This is a genomic window from Streptosporangium nondiastaticum (assembly GCF_003011965.1).
GTDB classification, from domain to species: Bacteria; Actinomycetota; Actinomycetes; order Streptomycetales; family Streptomycetaceae; genus Streptomyces; species Streptomyces nondiastaticus.
On sequence record NZ_PXWG01000164.1, the window covers coordinates 1 to 14105 of the forward strand.

The 14105-nt window shown below is 74.0% G+C and carries 16 protein-coding genes; 7 read left to right on the forward strand and 9 right to left on the reverse strand.

Annotation, left to right across the window (positions count from 1 at the left end; genetic code table 11):
* Positions 1 to 669 (forward strand): CAP domain-containing protein (locus tag B7P34_RS31830; protein WP_146166988.1); only part of this gene is annotated, 669 nt, incomplete at its 5' end.
* A gap of 12 nt (positions 670 to 681) precedes the next feature.
* On the opposite strand, the gene B7P34_RS31835 is transcribed toward B7P34_RS31830, so the two are convergent.
* The 7 genes from B7P34_RS31835 to B7P34_RS31865 form a co-directional block, all read right to left on the reverse strand.
* Positions 682 to 1725: an enoyl-CoA hydratase/isomerase family protein gene (locus tag B7P34_RS31835; protein ID WP_106681660.1), complete on the reverse strand. Its 1044-nt coding sequence runs from the start codon at positions 1723 to 1725 to the stop codon at positions 682 to 684.
* 99 nt (positions 1726 to 1824) lie between these two features.
* Entirely contained in the window at positions 1825 to 2250 is a 426-nt protein-coding gene (locus B7P34_RS31840) for a type II toxin-antitoxin system VapC family toxin (RefSeq protein ID WP_223268429.1), read from the reverse strand.
* Positions 2251 to 2519: 269 nt separating this feature from the next.
* Complete coding sequence (locus tag B7P34_RS31845; protein WP_106681662.1) at positions 2520 to 3074, reverse strand: DUF4352 domain-containing protein; 555 nt, start codon at positions 3072 to 3074, stop codon at positions 2520 to 2522.
* Positions 3075 to 3123: 49 nt separating this feature from the next.
* Positions 3124 to 3720 (reverse strand): hypothetical protein, encoded by a 597-nt coding sequence (locus B7P34_RS31850; protein WP_106681663.1) that lies wholly within the window; start codon positions 3718 to 3720, stop codon positions 3124 to 3126.
* Positions 3721 to 3916: 196 nt separating this feature from the next.
* Positions 3917 to 4798 (reverse strand): undecaprenyl-diphosphate phosphatase, encoded by an 882-nt coding sequence (locus tag B7P34_RS31855; protein ID WP_106681673.1) that lies wholly within the window; start codon positions 4796 to 4798, stop codon positions 3917 to 3919.
* A 134-nt stretch (positions 4799 to 4932) separates the two neighbouring features.
* Positions 4933 to 5253 carry a hypothetical protein gene (locus B7P34_RS31860; RefSeq protein WP_106681664.1) on the reverse strand — a complete coding sequence of 107 codons (321 nt, stop codon included), beginning with the start codon at positions 5251 to 5253 and terminating at the stop codon, positions 4933 to 4935.
* Positions 5254 to 5348: 95 nt separating this feature from the next.
* Positions 5349 to 6062, reverse strand: coding sequence for a TVP38/TMEM64 family protein (locus B7P34_RS31865; protein WP_106681665.1), 714 nt, complete (start codon positions 6060 to 6062; stop codon positions 5349 to 5351).
* Between the two features lie 180 nt (positions 6063 to 6242).
* Here B7P34_RS31865 and B7P34_RS31870 point away from each other — a divergent pair, with 180 nt between their 5' ends.
* Positions 6243 to 7427 carry a GTP-binding protein gene (locus B7P34_RS31870; RefSeq protein WP_106681666.1) on the forward strand — a complete coding sequence of 395 codons (1185 nt, stop codon included), beginning with the start codon at positions 6243 to 6245 and terminating at the stop codon, positions 7425 to 7427.
* Positions 7428 to 7442: 15 nt separating this feature from the next.
* Positions 7443 to 8297 (forward strand): spermidine synthase, encoded by an 855-nt coding sequence (locus B7P34_RS31875; RefSeq protein ID WP_106681667.1) that lies wholly within the window; start codon positions 7443 to 7445, stop codon positions 8295 to 8297.
* 78 nt (positions 8298 to 8375) lie between these two features.
* On the opposite strand, the gene B7P34_RS31880 is transcribed toward B7P34_RS31875, so the two are convergent.
* Positions 8376 to 9434, reverse strand: coding sequence for a hypothetical protein (locus tag B7P34_RS31880; RefSeq protein WP_106681668.1), 1059 nt, complete (start codon positions 9432 to 9434; stop codon positions 8376 to 8378).
* 82 nt (positions 9435 to 9516) lie between these two features.
* On the opposite strand from B7P34_RS31880, the gene B7P34_RS31885 reads away from it, so the two are divergent.
* Together B7P34_RS31885 and B7P34_RS31890 are read left to right on the forward strand one after the other, a co-directional pair.
* Positions 9517 to 9975, forward strand: a complete 459-nt coding sequence (locus B7P34_RS31885; protein WP_106681669.1) for a DUF4442 domain-containing protein — start codon at positions 9517 to 9519, stop codon at positions 9973 to 9975.
* 115 nt (positions 9976 to 10090) lie between these two features.
* Complete coding sequence (locus B7P34_RS31890; RefSeq protein ID WP_106681670.1) at positions 10091 to 10753, forward strand: DedA family protein; 663 nt, start codon at positions 10091 to 10093, stop codon at positions 10751 to 10753.
* Between the two features lie 62 nt (positions 10754 to 10815).
* On the opposite strand, the gene B7P34_RS31895 is transcribed toward B7P34_RS31890, so the two are convergent.
* Positions 10816 to 11046, reverse strand: coding sequence for a response regulator transcription factor (locus B7P34_RS31895; protein WP_106681671.1), 231 nt, complete (start codon positions 11044 to 11046; stop codon positions 10816 to 10818).
* A 282-nt stretch (positions 11047 to 11328) separates the two neighbouring features.
* Between B7P34_RS31895 and B7P34_RS31900 the strand changes: the two genes are divergently transcribed.
* Together B7P34_RS31900 and B7P34_RS31905 are read left to right on the forward strand one after the other, a co-directional pair.
* A complete protein-coding gene (locus B7P34_RS31900; RefSeq protein ID WP_106681672.1) occupies positions 11329 to 12621 on the forward strand; it encodes an MFS transporter in 1293 nt (430 codons plus the stop codon).
* Positions 12618 to 14105, forward strand: a 1488-nt coding sequence (locus tag B7P34_RS31905; RefSeq protein WP_146166989.1) for a beta-ketoacyl synthase N-terminal-like domain-containing protein, incomplete at its 3' end; no start/stop codon positions are given. The genes B7P34_RS31900 and B7P34_RS31905, both read left to right, overlap by 4 nt.

Here is a 14105-nt window from a genome sequence, read left to right on the forward strand (position 1 = left end):
GCCGGCATGGCCGCGCAGGGCCGGCTCGCCGCCGAGGCCCCGGACGGGACCTCGCTCCACCACCGCGTCGCCGCGGCCGGCTACCGCTGCCTGACCGTGGCCGAGCACCTCGTGTCCGGGCCGCGCACCCCCGCCGAGTTCGTGGCGTACTGCCTCGCGGACCCCGGGCGCGCCCGGCCGCTGCGCGACCCGGCCGTCGTCCACACCGGCGTGGCCCACGTCAGCGGCCCCGCCGGGGACGTCTACTGGACGGCGCTGTGGGCCTCGCCCATGACGCCCGGGGGACTGGCCCGGCTGACCGCCGAGGTCACCGCGCTCACCAACGCCGAGCGCGCCGCGGCCGGGCTGCGCCCGCTGGCCGCCGATCACCGGCTGGCCGCGGCCGCGCAGGCGCACAGCGACGACATGGTCGCCCGCGACTTCTACGCCCACACCTCGCCCGAAGGGACCGAGCCCTGGGACCGGGCACGGGCCGCGGGGGCTCCGCACCCGGGGATCGGCGAGAACATCGCGTGCGGGCAGCGCAGCGCGGCGGAGGTCGTCCAGGGCTGGATGGACAGCCCGGGCCACCGCGCCAACATCCTCAAACCGGACTTCGCGTACATCGGGGTCGGTTACGCCACCGGCAGCCGCGCGGGTACGTACTGGACGCAGCTGTTCGGCACGTAGAGGGCGGGACGGTCAGAGGCCGAGCCCGCCCCCGGGCGCCGCGGCGAAGTGCCGCGCCACGTCCGCGTCCGTCACGTCCTCCAGCTTCGCCGGCCGCCACCGCGGCCTGCGGTCCTTGTCCACGACCTGCGCGCGGATGCCCTCCAGCAGGTCGGGGTCGGCCAGCGACGCGCACATCACGCGGTACTCCTGCTCCAGGACCCCGGCCAGTCCGGGCAGCAGGCGCGCGCGGCGCAGCGCGCTGAGCGTGACCTTGAGGGCCGTGGGCGACTTGCCCAGGATCGCCTCCGCCGCCTCCTTGGCCTCGGCCACGCCGCTGTCCGTCAGCCGGCCGAGGATCTCCTCGACGGTGCCGGCGGCGTAGCAGTGGTCGATCCAGGCCTGCTGCGCGGCGAGTCCGGAGGCGGGGGCCGGGGCGGCGAAGGCCCGTACGGCCTCGGCCGGGTCCGCCTCCGCGAGCGCCGCCGTGAACTCCGCGAGCCGCGCGGCCGGCACGAAGTGGTCGGCGAACCCGGCGTGCACGGCGTCGCCCGGCCCCATGCGGGCGGTGGTCAGCGCGAGGTGCGTGCCCAGCTCGCCGGGGGCCCGGGACAGCAGGAAGGTCCCGCCGACGTCCGGGGCGAAGCCGATGCCCGTCTCGGGCATGGCCACCGACGAGCGCTCCGTGACGACCCGTATGCCGCCGTGCGCCGACAGGCCGACCCCGCCGCCCATCACCAGGCCGTCCATGAGCGCGACGTAGGGCTTGGGGTAGGCGGCGATACGGGCGTTGAGGCGGTACTCGTCGCGCCAGAACTCCCTGGCGGCCGCGCCGCCCCCGGCGCGGACGTCGTCGTGCACGGCCCGGACGTCGCCGCCCGCGCACAGGCCGCGCTCACCCGCGCCGTCCAGCACCACGGTGGTCACCGCGGTGTCGTGCTCCCAGGCGTCCAGGGCGCCGGCGATGCGGCGGACCATGGCGTGGGTCAGGGCGTTGAGCGCCCGGGGCCGGTTGAGCGTGATGCGGCCCGCGCGCCCCTCTCGGCGCAGGAGTACGGAGTCGTCGTCGGTGGTCATCGTGCGCCTTTCGCTGAACGGCGGATTCACGGAAGCGGCGGAGCGGGGTGGGTGGCGCGGCGGGTGCCCGGCACGGCTTTCTCCCGGGCGGCGTCCGGGTCAGGCGCGGCCGGAGGCGGCGGCGGTGGTGCCGGCGGCGTCGGTGATGCCCCGGATCGGGCAGCGCGGCCCGGTGGCGCGCAGCAGCCGCAGGTCGGCCGTCACGAGGGTCGCCCCCAGTTCCTCGGCAACGGCGACGTAGGCCGCGTCGTCCGGCGTGAGGTTGTCCTTGAGCTGCCACATCCGTCCCAGCAGCGGCTCCACGGGGACCTTCCGCAGCGTCAGGCCCGGCAGTCGCCCGGCGACGTCGGCGACCCGCTCGGCGGTCACCTGGCCCGCGAGGTACATGCCGCGCAGCGACTGCATCACCTCCACCAGGATGTGCTCCGGTGCGGCCCAGTCGGCGTCGGCGGCGAGCGCGGCGCGGGCGCTCTCGCCCCGCGCTCCGTCGTCGGCGAGGGCGAGGACGAGGGCGGAGGCGTCCACGACGATCAAAGCGACTCCCAGTGCAGTGCCTGCCCGGCGGGCCTTTGCGCACGCGCCGGTTGCGGTGGCCGCGCGTTCCGCCGGAGCCTCGCCGCCGGGCTTTCGCGCCGTTGCGGCGGGAAGGAGATGTCCGCCGGAACGGCGAGTCACCACGACGGTGCAGGCCGGCGACGCTCGTACCGTGCCGCAGCCGTCACTCTAGTCAGGGGCGGGGAGCCGGGGTCGGCCCGGGTGGATCACCGGTCCCGCCCGCCCGCGCAGCGGATGCGTCACCCCGCCGAACCGGTCCAGTGCGCCGTCTCGTGTTCCTGGCCGAAGCCGGGCCGTACGGCGACGTCCAGCCGGCCGAGGCCGCCCGGCGGGACGTCGAAGGCGAGCGACGCCTTGCCCGATCCGTTCGGCTCCAGGGTCCCGGTGAACGGCGTGCCGACGCCGCTCGCGCTGTCGAAGACCTGCCGGGCCCGGTCGGCCTTGTCGCCGGACTCCAGGGTGACGAGGACGCCCGCCGTGTCGAGGGGATGCTTGCCGCTGTTGGCGAGGGCGACCGTCAACTTGACGGCCTGGTTGCCCGCTTCGTGGCCGAGGGCGGTGCCGCTCGGCGTGAACCTCACCGGCCGGGTCACGGTCACCCGGAGGCCGTCGCGGTACGCATAGGTGTCGCCGAAGGAGGCCGTGCGGGCCTTCGGGGAGGCCGACGGGCCGCCCGGGAGCGTGATCGTGGTGCCGGCCTTGCCGGCGGAGCCCCCGCAGGCCGCTGCCGCCGTCGCCACGGCGGCCGCGGCCGCGAAGGCCACGGCCGCCCGCAGCGGCGCTCTCGTGCCCATGTGCACAGCCTGCGCCGCGCCGCGCCGGTGCGCATCCGGAGGGCCGGTGTCAGCTCCCCAGGGCCTTCTTGACCTTGGCCGCCTGCGGCCCGGAGTCCTGGGCGGGGATCTGCCAGCGGAACGTCTTGCCCTCGCCGTCCGTGTAGGTGAGGGTGCCGCCGCGCTGCGCGGCGGCGATGTCGAAGGTGCGCGCCCGCAGCTGGGTGGCGCCGGCCCGGATCGGGCCGCCCGCGTCGAAGCCCGGCACGAAGACGTTCGGCTCGGCGCTGACGGCCTGGCCGTCGGCGGCTATCCACTGCCAGCCGCCCTTCTCGGTCGGCGTGGTCTCCGCGGCGGCCACGTCCGTCATGGGGCGCTCCTGCACGGTGACCACGGCGTAGAGGCCGTGCGAGGGCTTGTCGGCCGCGGTCTTGGCCGCGTACACGACGCTCACCGGCGCGATGTCGAGCTTGCCGCCGCCGCCCGCGCCGACGGTCTCCGTGCCCTTGCCCAGCGCCAGGGGCTCCGCCGACGGGCCGGCGGGGGCGGCGGAGGGCGACGAGCCGTCGGACTTCACGGTCTCGGCCTTCGATTCGTCGCTGCAGGCGGAGAGTGACAGGGCGGCGGCGAGGCTGAAGGCGGCGACGGTGACGGCAGTGGTGCGCATGCATCCCCCGGTGGTTCGGGTTACGTGAGGTGTGAAACGACCGGGGAACCGTACCCTCGGTAACCAGCCCTCGAACGCCGATCCGCATCAATCGTGACCAGTCCGCTACCTTCCCGGTATTGCCGTGGGGCACCTCATCCCACTAATGCGCCCCGAAACGGTACGAGCCGGACTTTGCGCGACCCGCGCCCGCTTGTCAGCTCACGTCCTCGCCCGCGTGCGGGCTCAGCACCCCGGCCGCCACCAGGGCGAACAGCAGCAGCCCGAGCAGGATGCGGTAGACGACGAACGGCATGAAGCTCTTGCTGGAGATGAAGCGCATGAACCAGGCGATGACGGCATAACCCACCACGAAGGCGATGGCCGTGGCGAAGAGCGTCGGCCCCCACGCCGTGTGACCCCCCGACGCGCCTCCCGCGTCCTTCAGCTCGAAGACCCCCGAGGCGAGCACCGCCGGGACGGCGAGCAGGAAGGAGTAGCGGGCCGCGCTCTCCCGCGTGTAGCCGAGGAACAGGCCGCCGCTGATCGTCGCGCCCGACCGGGACACGCCGGGCACGAGCGCCATCGCCTGGCAGAGGCCGAAGACGAGCCCGTCCCGCACCGTCAGGTCCCGCAGCTCCTTGCGCCGTCGCGCGGCGCGGTGCCGCCCGCCGTGCTCGTCGCGCGCCGCAAGCCGGTCCGCGTACCCGAGCACGACGCCCATCATCACCAGCGTGGTGGCGATGAGCCGCAGGTCGCGGAACGGCCCCTCGATCGCGTCCTTCAGCAGCAGCCCCAGCACCCCGATCGGGACCGAGCCCACGATGACCAGCCACCCCGTCCGGGCATCGGGGTCGTGCCGCGCGCTCCGGCCGTACAGCGACCGGAACCACGCGGTGACGATCCGCGCGATGTCCTTGCGGAAGTAGATGAGGACGGCGGCCTCGGTGCCGATCTGGGTGACCGCGGTGAACGCCGCGCCCGGGTCCGGCCGGTCCGCGAACGCGGCGGTCAGCCGCAGGTGGGCGCTGGAGGAGACCGGCAGGAACTCCGTCAGCCCCTGGACGAGCCCGAGGACGAACGATTCGAACCAAGACATGTGGGCCTGTGCCATCCAAGTCGTCGCAGCCGCGCCGACGCTGCGGCACCGGCCGCCCGATCATGCACAGGGGGAAAGGCGTACGAACGGCGCCCGGATGAACGACTCCTGAATGCCGGGCAGCGGACGGCGGGTCAGGCCTGGCCCGTCTCGAACCGGGTCACCTTCCCGCCGTCGACGGTGAAGTACCACTTGGTGCGCATCTCGCCCCACGTGTCGTTGCGGTAGCGGGCGACGAGGGACAGGCCGTCCTCGCTCTCGGACTCCACGTCCATGTGGCCGTTGGAGGAGAAGACCTCGCGGTCGGCCCACTGGGTGAGGTTCCGGTCGGTGCCGTCGTCGGCCATGGTGGCGCCCGGCGCGAGGGACTCGTGGAAGGCGGTGCGGTCATGCGCGTTGAGGGCGCTCACCAGCGTCCGTACGGCGGGGTCGGAGAGCTGCTCGACGGGGATCACGGGACGGCTCCTTTCGGCGGTGCGTCCAGGCCAGGACAGCACTCCGGCGGAACCCGCGCGCGCCGGTCCGCCCGGATGGCGGACCAACCGCTTTGCTACGACCGGGACAGCCGCCGCGCCGCCGGCCCCTTCTTGCGCCACACCACGACCACCGCCGCCAGTCCGGTCACCGCGATGAACGCCGTCGCCCCGAGGAACGCGGGCGACGTCGGCGCCGTGGCGTGGCTGCCGGCGATCACGTACGCCGCGGTGGCGGGCGCGCTCCCCAGCGCGGTCGCCAGCAGGAACGGCGTCCACCCCATCCGCGACACGGCGGCGCAGTAGTTCGCGGCGGCGAAGGGAACGCCCGGGAAGAGCCGGACGGCCATCATCGAGCGGAAGCCGTGCCGGCTCAGCTGCCGGTCCGCCGCCCGCAGCCACTTCCCGCGCAGCAGCGGGCGCAGCGCGTCCTGCCCCAGCAGCCTGCCCAGCCCGAACGACGCGGCCGAGCCCAGCACCGTGCCCACCACGGCCGCCGCCGTCCCCGCGGGGGCGCCGAACAACGCGCCGGCCGCGATGTTGAGGATCGGCCGCGGCACGAACGCCGCCGTGCACAGCCCGTACGCCATGGAGAACAGCACGACGGCCGCACCGCCCGACAACTGCGGCCAGCCCTCGGCCAGCAGCCGTTCCGGGTGCAGGGCGAGGACCGTGGCCGCGGCGGCGGCCAGCAGCGCCACGAGCACGCCCAGGCGCAACCACGCGGACGGCCGGGCGCGCGGACGGCGCTCGGCGGGGCGGCCGGGGGAGGGCACGGCGGGATCGGACATCGCTGGAGCCTAACCGACAGGGATATAAAGAGGTCGTCATCCCGGAAAGACCGGGCGGAAGCGGAACACTCCTTCCGTATACGTTCACTCGAATGCCGCCCGCGCGTCCTCTCCGCGCGGCGGCCCGGGGCCCGCGAAAACCGTTCGACGCCCCGCACCCCGTGCGCGAGCATCGACCGCATGCACCGGCCACCACCAGGCCTTCCGCGCCAGAAACCGCACCTCAACATCGCCATCCTCGGCCACTCCCGCCACGGCAAGACCACCCTCACCGCCGCCGTCACCAAGGTCCTCGCCGACCGGGGCCGGGCGGTCTTCGTCCCGCCCGCCCGCCTCGACCACGCTCCGGAAGAGGCAGCACGGAGCGGCACCGTCGCCTGCGCGCACGTCGCCTACGAGACCGACACCCGCCACTACACCCACACCGACCCGCCCGGTCACCCCCGCTTCACCGGCAACCTGCTCGCCGGCACGGCACGGATCGACGGCGCCGTCCTCGCCGTCTCCGCCGCCGACGGGCCCGCCGCACAGACCGCCGGGCACCTGCTGCTCGCCCGCAGCACGGGCGTGCGCCACGTCGTCGTCGCGCTCACCAAGGCCGACGCGAGCGACCCGGACCGCACCGACCTGGCCGAGCGGAAGGTCCGCGCCCTGCTCACCGCCCACGGCTACGACGGCGAGCACACCGCGGTCGTCCGCGTCTCCGGCCTGCGCGCCCTCGGCGGCGACCCGCGCTGGACCGCCGCCGTCGAGGCGCTCCTCGACGCCGTCGACACCTACGTGCCGACGCCCCTGCGCTACGCGGACGCGCCGTTCCTGCTCTCCGTGGACCGGGTCCTCACCCTGCCCCGGCGCGGCACCGCCGTCACCGGCGTCGTCGAGCGCGGCACCGTCCTCCTCCACGACCACGTCGAACTCCTGGGACGGGAAGGCCCCCGCGATGTCATCGTCACCGGCCTGGAGAGCTTCGGCCGGCCGCTCGGCGCCGCACAGGCGGGCGACCGCGTCGCCCTGCTGCTCCGCGGGCTCCACCGCGAGGAGGCGCACCGCGGCGACACCCTCGCCGCTCCCCGCACCGTCGTGCCCCGCCGCCGCTTCACCGCCGACGTCCGCCTGCTGGGCGCGGACGAGGGCGGCCGGCACACCCCCGTGTTCTCCGGCTACCGCCCGCAGTTCCACGTTCGCACGGCCGGCGTCCCCGGCACCGTGCACCTCGGCGGGCCGGGTGTCGCGCTCCCCGGCGAGACCGTCACGGCGGCCGTCGCCCTCGACCGGGACGTGCCGCTCGAACCCGGCCTCGCCTTCGTCATCCGCGAGGGAGGCCGCACCGTCGGCACCGGCACGGTCTCCGCGGCGCATCCCTGAACGCACAATAGGGACGTGAACGAACCAGCAGAACCGATACCCGTGACCCGGGACGTGGACTGGGGCACCGCCAAGCTGCTGCCCGACGTGGACCGGCCGCGGGCCTGGCTGCTCACGGTGGAGGGCTCGCCCCAGTCGTACGTCGACCTGGACGACCCCACCCACCTGGAGTTCGAGTACGCCCAGCGGGTCGCCCACGTCCTCGACGCCGCCGCCGAGCCGGACCGCCCGCTCGACGTGCTGCACCTCGGCGGCGGGGCGCTCACCCTGCCCCGCTACGTCGCCGCGACCCGCCCGGGCTCCCGGCAGCGCGTCGTCGAGGCGGACCGCGGGCTGATCGCGCTGGTCACCGAGCACCTGCCGCTGCGGCACGGCTCCGGCATTGAGGTGATCGCCGGTGACGCGCGCGGCGAGCTGGAGGCGGCGCCCGCCGCCTCCGCCGACGTGATCGTCGCGGACGTCTTCGGCGGCTCCCGGGTCCCGGCCCACCTCACGTCCCTGGAGTACGCGCGGGCCGCCGCCCGGGTGCTGCGGCCCCACGGCCACTACGCCGCGAACCTCGCCGACGGCGCGCCCTTCACCTTCCTCCGCTCGCAGGTGGCCACCTTCGCGGAGGTCTTCGCGCACGTGTGCCTGATCGCGGAGCCGCAGATGCTGCGCGGGCGGCGCTTCGGCAACGCGATCCTCGTCGCCTCGCACGCCGAGCTGCCCGTCGCGGCGCTGGCCCGGCGCGCGGCCGCGGACGCCTTTCCGGCCCGGGTCGAGCACGGCCCGGCCCTGGAGCGGTTCGCCGCCGGGGCCGGGCCGGTGCACGACGCGGAGGCCGTGGGGTCGCCGGAGCCGCCGGGCGGGGCGTTCAGCGTGGGCTGACGCGGGCGCCCGGCGGGCCGGGGGAGGAGCTCAAGGGACCGGGAGCTCAGGAGTTCAGGAGGCCAGGAGCTCAGGAGTTCAGGAGCTCTTCAGGGGCCGGAGAGAGCTCATGATCTTCTTGATGACGTCGTCGGGCACCTCGTCCTCGGTGCCCGTGGCGCTGTAGAGGCACCACGTGGCCAGGTCGCCGTTGACGTCCTTGTACGTCACCGTCACGGACTTGGCGCTGGTGGCGCACTGGTGCTTCTTCGCGACGCCGGTGACCGTGGCCGAGGCGGACGTGCCGGTGATGCCGTGGTCGCTCTTGAACTCCTTGCCCTTGGAGTAGTTGAACTTCCCGGTCTTCTTCTGGTCGAAGCCCCAGAAGAGCCAGTTCAGGGCCTCGTTCTCGGCGGCGTCGGCCTCGCTCTTGGCGCCCTGGGCGCCCTTGGTGCCGGCGGCGACGGGGGCGGCGTCCTTCTCGCAGCGGTCCTCGTTGAGGAGGGCCACGCCGCTCATGTTGATGCCCTTGCCGTTGGGCGGGAAGCCGTGGTCGTCCTCGTCGTGGAAGCCGAAGCTCGTCCCCGGGGAGGCGACCTTCCACTCGGACGGCACGTCGAAGGCGACGTGCCGCTTGCTGTTGGTGACGACCTTCCATCCGTCGATCACGGGCTTGACCTCGACGTTCGCCCGGGGGTTGTCCGCCGGGTCCTCGCTCGCGCCCTGGGACGGGGCCGCCGAGGAGGCGGACGGGGCCGCGGTCGGCGCCTTCGTCGGGTCGTTGTGCGCCACGTTCTCCTTGCCGTCGTCCTTCAGGACGACGACGCCGGTGATCACGGCGGCGGCCACCACGGCGACCGCCGCCGTGACCGCGATGATCGTGGTCCGCTTGCGGTTGTCGCGCGGCGGCTCCGGTGGGCCGGCCGGGGTCGGCGCGTGCCACTGCTGACCGCCGGCGGGGCCACCGGGCTGCGGCGGGGCGGGGGGCTGCTGGTACGGATTCGGCTGCTGGAGGGTCGGCGGCTGCTGGTACGGGTTGGGCTGCTGGTAGCCCGGCTGCGCGCCGGAGGGCGGGCCCGGCGGCGGGACCGGCGTCTTGTACGGATTCGAGTCCTGCGGGTTCTGCTCGCCCCCGGGCGGCTGCTGTCCTGGCCACATGGCCGATAACCATAGAGGCAGATGGTGATCCCGGTGAGGCCGCCCCTTCCCCGCCGTTACTACTGACTGGTAACTTGCGGGCATGTCTGAGACCAGCACCCCGCCCTCGATCGGCGACATGCTCCTGGCCACCGTGCCCATGGCCAAGACCCTCAACCTCGTCTTCGAGGAGGCGGGAGCGGAGCGCGCCGTCGTCCGCCTGCCCGACCAGCCCGACTACCACAACCACGTCGGGGGCCCGCACGCCGGCGCGATGTTCACCCTCGCCGAGTCCGCGAGCGGCGCGATCGTCCTCGCCGCCTTCGGTGACCAGCTCTCGCGCGCGGTGCCGCTGGCGGTCAGCGCCGAGATCGGCTACAAGAAGCTCGCCATGGGCCCCGTCACCGCCACCGCCGAGCTCGGCCGCCCCGCGGCCGACGTCGTCGCCGAGCTGGACGCCGGCGGCCGCCCCGAGTTCCCCGTGCACGTGGCGATCACCCGCGAGGACGGCGCCGTGACCGGTGAGATGACGGTCGTCTGGACCCTGCGGCCGAACAAGTAGCCGGTCCGCCGCAACCTGCGGGCGCCTGAGGGAGTCCTCTCCTCCAGTAGGCTTCCCGGCGTGCGCCCCGCGGCGCACGCCGGGAAGAGATCGTCAAACCGGGGAGGAACCGGCGTTGCACATCCAGGAGTGGCTCGAAACGGTACCGGCGATCGCCGTCTACCTCTTGGTGGGCGGGGTCATCGGACTGGAGAGCCTGGGTATTCCGCTTCCCGGTGAGATCGTCCTCGTCAGTGCCACGCTGCTGGCCGCCACCCAGGACCACATCAACCCCTACGTGCTGGCCGCGTGCGCCATCGCGGGCGCCATCATCGGCGACTCCATCGGCTACCTCATCGGCCGCAAGGGCGGCAAGCCGCTGCTGGAGTGGCTCGGCCGCAAGTTCCCCAAGCACTTCGGCCCGCACCACGTCGCCACCGCCGAGCGGTCCTTCCAGAAGTGGGGCATGTGGGCGGTCTTCGTCGGCCGCTTCATCGCCCTGCTGCGCATCTTCGCCGGCCCGCTCGCGGGCGTGCTGAAGATGCCGTACTGGAAGTTCCTGATCGCCAACGTGCTCGGCGGCATCGTCTGGGCCGGCGGCACCGTCGCCGTGATCTACTCCGTCGGCAAGGTCGCCGAGGAGTGGCTGAAGAAGTTCTCCTGGCTCGGCCTGCTCGCCGCGGTGCTCTTCGGCCTGGGCTCGCTGGTCGTCATGCGGATCAAGGCCAAGAAGGCCGAGGCCGCCCGCGCCGCCGACCCCTCCGAGGCCCGGCCCGAGCCGGTCGGCACCGCCGACTGACCGCATCGCCTTCACGAAGCAGCCCCCGGAACCGCACCGCGGATCCGGGGGCTGTTTGTCGTTCAGCCGCTCCGGCCCGCGTCCTGGGTGATGCTGAGGCGGACCAGGTCCGCGAGCGTGGGCGCCGGGCGTTTGGCGCGGATGCGGCGCAGGTAGGTGCCGACGGTGTGGACGCTGATGCCGAGTCGCCTGGCCGTCTGGTGGTAGGTGAGCCCGGCGCCGATGTGGGCCAGCACCTGCCGCTCGCGGGGCGACAGGCTCGGCGGTCCCGTCTGGACGCTGCGGCCGGACATCTCGTCTCCATTGGCTGGCGGAGCCGCTCGGCAAGGGTGGCCTGCGGCCGGCCGCGGGTGAAGTTCCTCCACCCGCGCGACGCTTTAGAGGGATCTAACCACGAACTCTGCTAAATGCAAGCAAAAAAGAGTGACCGACCGGTCAATAGCCCCTTAATCAAAGGCCGGTCACGTGTCAAGTCCCCAACTTCCGTGGCTCCAGCCCCGCTTCGAACCGGGCGAATGTGAAAGAAGCCGCCGACCGCGGCACCACAGCCCAGAGCGACCGGAGGGGGACCGCGCGTGGGGCACTTCCGCCTGCTCGTCGTCGGCAACGGCATCTCGGCGTACGGCAGCTACCTGAACATGGTGGCGCTGAACGTCTTCATCTACCACGTCACCGGCAGCGCGCTCACGGCCGGCCTCTTCATGGCCGTACGCCTCGTGACCAGCGTCCTCGCGGGCTTCGTGGCCGGGCGCCTCGTCTCCACCCGCGACCGCAAGCGCCTGATGGTCGGCGCCGACCTCACGCAGGCGCTCGCCCTGCTCGCGCTGCTGCTCGCCCCGGACGGCGCCCGCGTCGGCCTGCTCTTCGCCCTGGCGGTGATCACCGGCTCCTGCTCGACGCTCTCCCAGGTCGCGCTGCGCACCAGCGTGCCGGAGATCGTCGGGTCCGAGCACCGGGCCCGCGCCAACGGCCTGCTCGTCACCGGCCGCTCCCTCGCCATGATCGCGGGCTTCGCCTCCTCGGGCCTGGTCGTGGCGCAGCTCGGCTATTCCACGGCGTTCGCCCTGGACGCCGTCACCTTCGTGATCTCCGCGAGCGTCCTGTTCCTGCTGCCCGTACGGACCCGGGCCGCCGCCGAGGACGCCGCGGAGACCGGGGCCGCGGGCGCGGAGCAGGAGGAGGCCGGGGCCGCGGGCGGCTTCGCCCGGACGCTGCTGCGCACCGCGCCCCTGCTCGCGGTGATGATCGCCGTGCGGGCGGTGGACGGACTGGGCTCCTCGTCCCACAACGTGGCGCTGCCCATCTACTCGGACGGCCTGGACCCCGCCCACCCGGCCACCTTCATCAGCCAGTTCTGGGCCACCTGGGCCATCGGCAACATCGTCGCGCAGCAGCTGTTCGGCCGGGTCACCAAGAAGACCGGCCGCACCCCGGGGGAGCGGGCGTTCGCGCTCGGGGCGTGCCTGATGTCCGCGGCGTTCATCGTCGTCTTCGCCGGCCTGCCCACCGTGCCCACCCTCATCGCCGCGCTCGTCGCCGGCATGGCCGACGGCTTCACGGAGATCGTCTACGTCTCCCGCCTCCAGGCCGCCCCCGACGCCGAGCGCGGCCGGCTCTTCGGGCTGTCCGCCTCGGCCGAGAACACCGGCTTCGGCCTCGGCATGATCGTCAGCGCGGCCCTGCTGGAGTCGTTCTCACCGCTGCAGGTCGTGGCCGCCTTCCACGGGCTGGCCATCGCCCTGTGCGTCGTCCTGCTCGCCGTGCTCCTCGGCCGCGGCAGGACCCCCACCCGGAGCCAGGACCGGCCCGGCGGCCGGGACGACCGGCCGGCCCGGGACGTATCGACGGCGGAAGGCCGCAGCTCATGACACCCACGCCCCACCACGGACTCCGTACCGACCGCGCCGTCGCCGTCATCGGACTGGCCTTCCGGCTGCCGGGCGCGGACACCCCCGAGGACTTCTGGCGCATCATCCGCGACGGCACGGACTGCATCACCCGCTTCACCGACGAGGAGCTCGCCGCGGCCGGCGTGCCCGCCGAGCGCTACGAGGCCCCCGATTTCGTGGGCGCGTCCGGGATCCTCGACGACATCACCGGCTTCGACGCCCCGCACTTCGGGATGAGCGCCCGCGAGGCGCAGCTCACCGACCCGCAGCAGCGCCTGTTCCTGGAGTGCGCCCAGCACGCCCTGGAGAACGCGGGCTACCCGGACGAGCGCGACGGCAGCCGCGTCGGCGTCTACGCCACCACGGGCTACCACCTGTACACGCTGGAGACCTACCAGCTCAACAACGTCCTCCCGAGCACGCCCGTCGCCGACTGGATGGCGGGCATGCAGATCGTGACCGGCAACGCCCCCGACTTCACCGCCACCCGCACCGCCTACCGGCTCGGCCTCACCGGACCCGCCGTCAACGTCCAGACCGCCTGCTCCAGTTCGCTCGTGGCCGTCCAGACGGCCGCGCAGGCGCTGCTCGCCGACGACTGCGACCTCGCCCTCGCCGGCGCCACCGCCGTCCACGTCCCCCAGGTGCTGGGCTACCAGTACGTCAAGGGCTCCATCCTCTCGAAGTCCGGCCGCCTGCGGGCCTTCGACGCGGGCGCCGACGGCACCGTCGGCGGCACGGGCGTCGCCGCCGTCGTCCTGAAGCGGCTGGACCGGGCCCTCGCCGACGGCGACACCGTGCGCGGCGTCATCCGCGGCTGGGGCGTCACCAACGACGGCGCGGACAAGAAGGCGTACAGCGCGCCCAGCGCCGGCGGGCAGCGCGCCGCCGTCCGCCGCGCCCTGGACCGGGCCGGCGTCGGCGCGGACACCATCGGCTATCTGGAGACCCACGGCACGGGCACCCTCAAGGGCGACCCCATCGAGTTCGACGGCGCCACGGCCGCCTTCCGCGAGGACACCGACCGCACGCATTACTGTGCTCTCGGCTCGACCAAGGCCAACATCGGCCACCTCGACGTGGCCTCCGGCCTGGCCGGCCTGATCAAGACGCTGCTCGTCCTGGAGCACGGCGTCGTCCCGCCGATGGCGAACTTCACCACCCCGAACCCGCTGCTCGCCCTGGACGGCAGCCCCTTCTACATCCCGGCCGCCGCCCGGCCCTGGCCCGAGGGCGACCACCCGCGCCGCGCGGGCCTGACCTCGCTGGGCATCGGCGGCACCAACGTCCACCTCGTCCTCGAACAGGCCCCCGAGCCCGCGCCCCGCCCGGCCGCCGCCGCGGCCCCGCCGGACGTCCTCCTGGTCTCCGGCAGCAGCGAGGAGGCGCTGGCCGCCAACGCCCTCGCCTTCCGCGACCGGCTGCGGGAGCGGCCCGGCACCCCGCTCGCCGACCTCGTCACC

Coding starts and splice junctions, on each gene's coding strand:
- B7P34_RS31835 (WP_106681660.1), bottom strand. CDS start 1,725: ATGACCACCGACGACGACTCCGTACTCCTGCGCCGAGAGGGGCGCGCG.
- B7P34_RS31865 (WP_106681665.1), bottom strand. CDS start 6,062: ATGTCCGATCCCGCCGTGCCCTCCCCCGGCCGCCCCGCCGAGCGCCGT.
- B7P34_RS31880 (WP_106681668.1), bottom strand. CDS start 9,434: ATGTGGCCAGGACAGCAGCCGCCCGGGGGCGAGCAGAACCCGCAGGAC.
- B7P34_RS31850 (WP_106681663.1), bottom strand. CDS start 3,720: ATGCGCACCACTGCCGTCACCGTCGCCGCCTTCAGCCTCGCCGCCGCC.
- B7P34_RS31870 (WP_106681666.1), top strand. CDS start 6,243: ATGCACCGGCCACCACCAGGCCTTCCGCGCCAGAAACCGCACCTCAAC.
- B7P34_RS31855 (WP_106681673.1), bottom strand. CDS start 4,798: ATGTCTTGGTTCGAATCGTTCGTCCTCGGGCTCGTCCAGGGGCTGACG.
- B7P34_RS31895 (WP_106681671.1), bottom strand. CDS start 11,046: ATGTCCGGCCGCAGCGTCCAGACGGGACCGCCGAGCCTGTCGCCCCGC.
- B7P34_RS31885 (WP_106681669.1), top strand. CDS start 9,517: ATGTCTGAGACCAGCACCCCGCCCTCGATCGGCGACATGCTCCTGGCC.
- B7P34_RS31845 (WP_106681662.1), bottom strand. CDS start 3,074: ATGGGCACGAGAGCGCCGCTGCGGGCGGCCGTGGCCTTCGCGGCCGCG.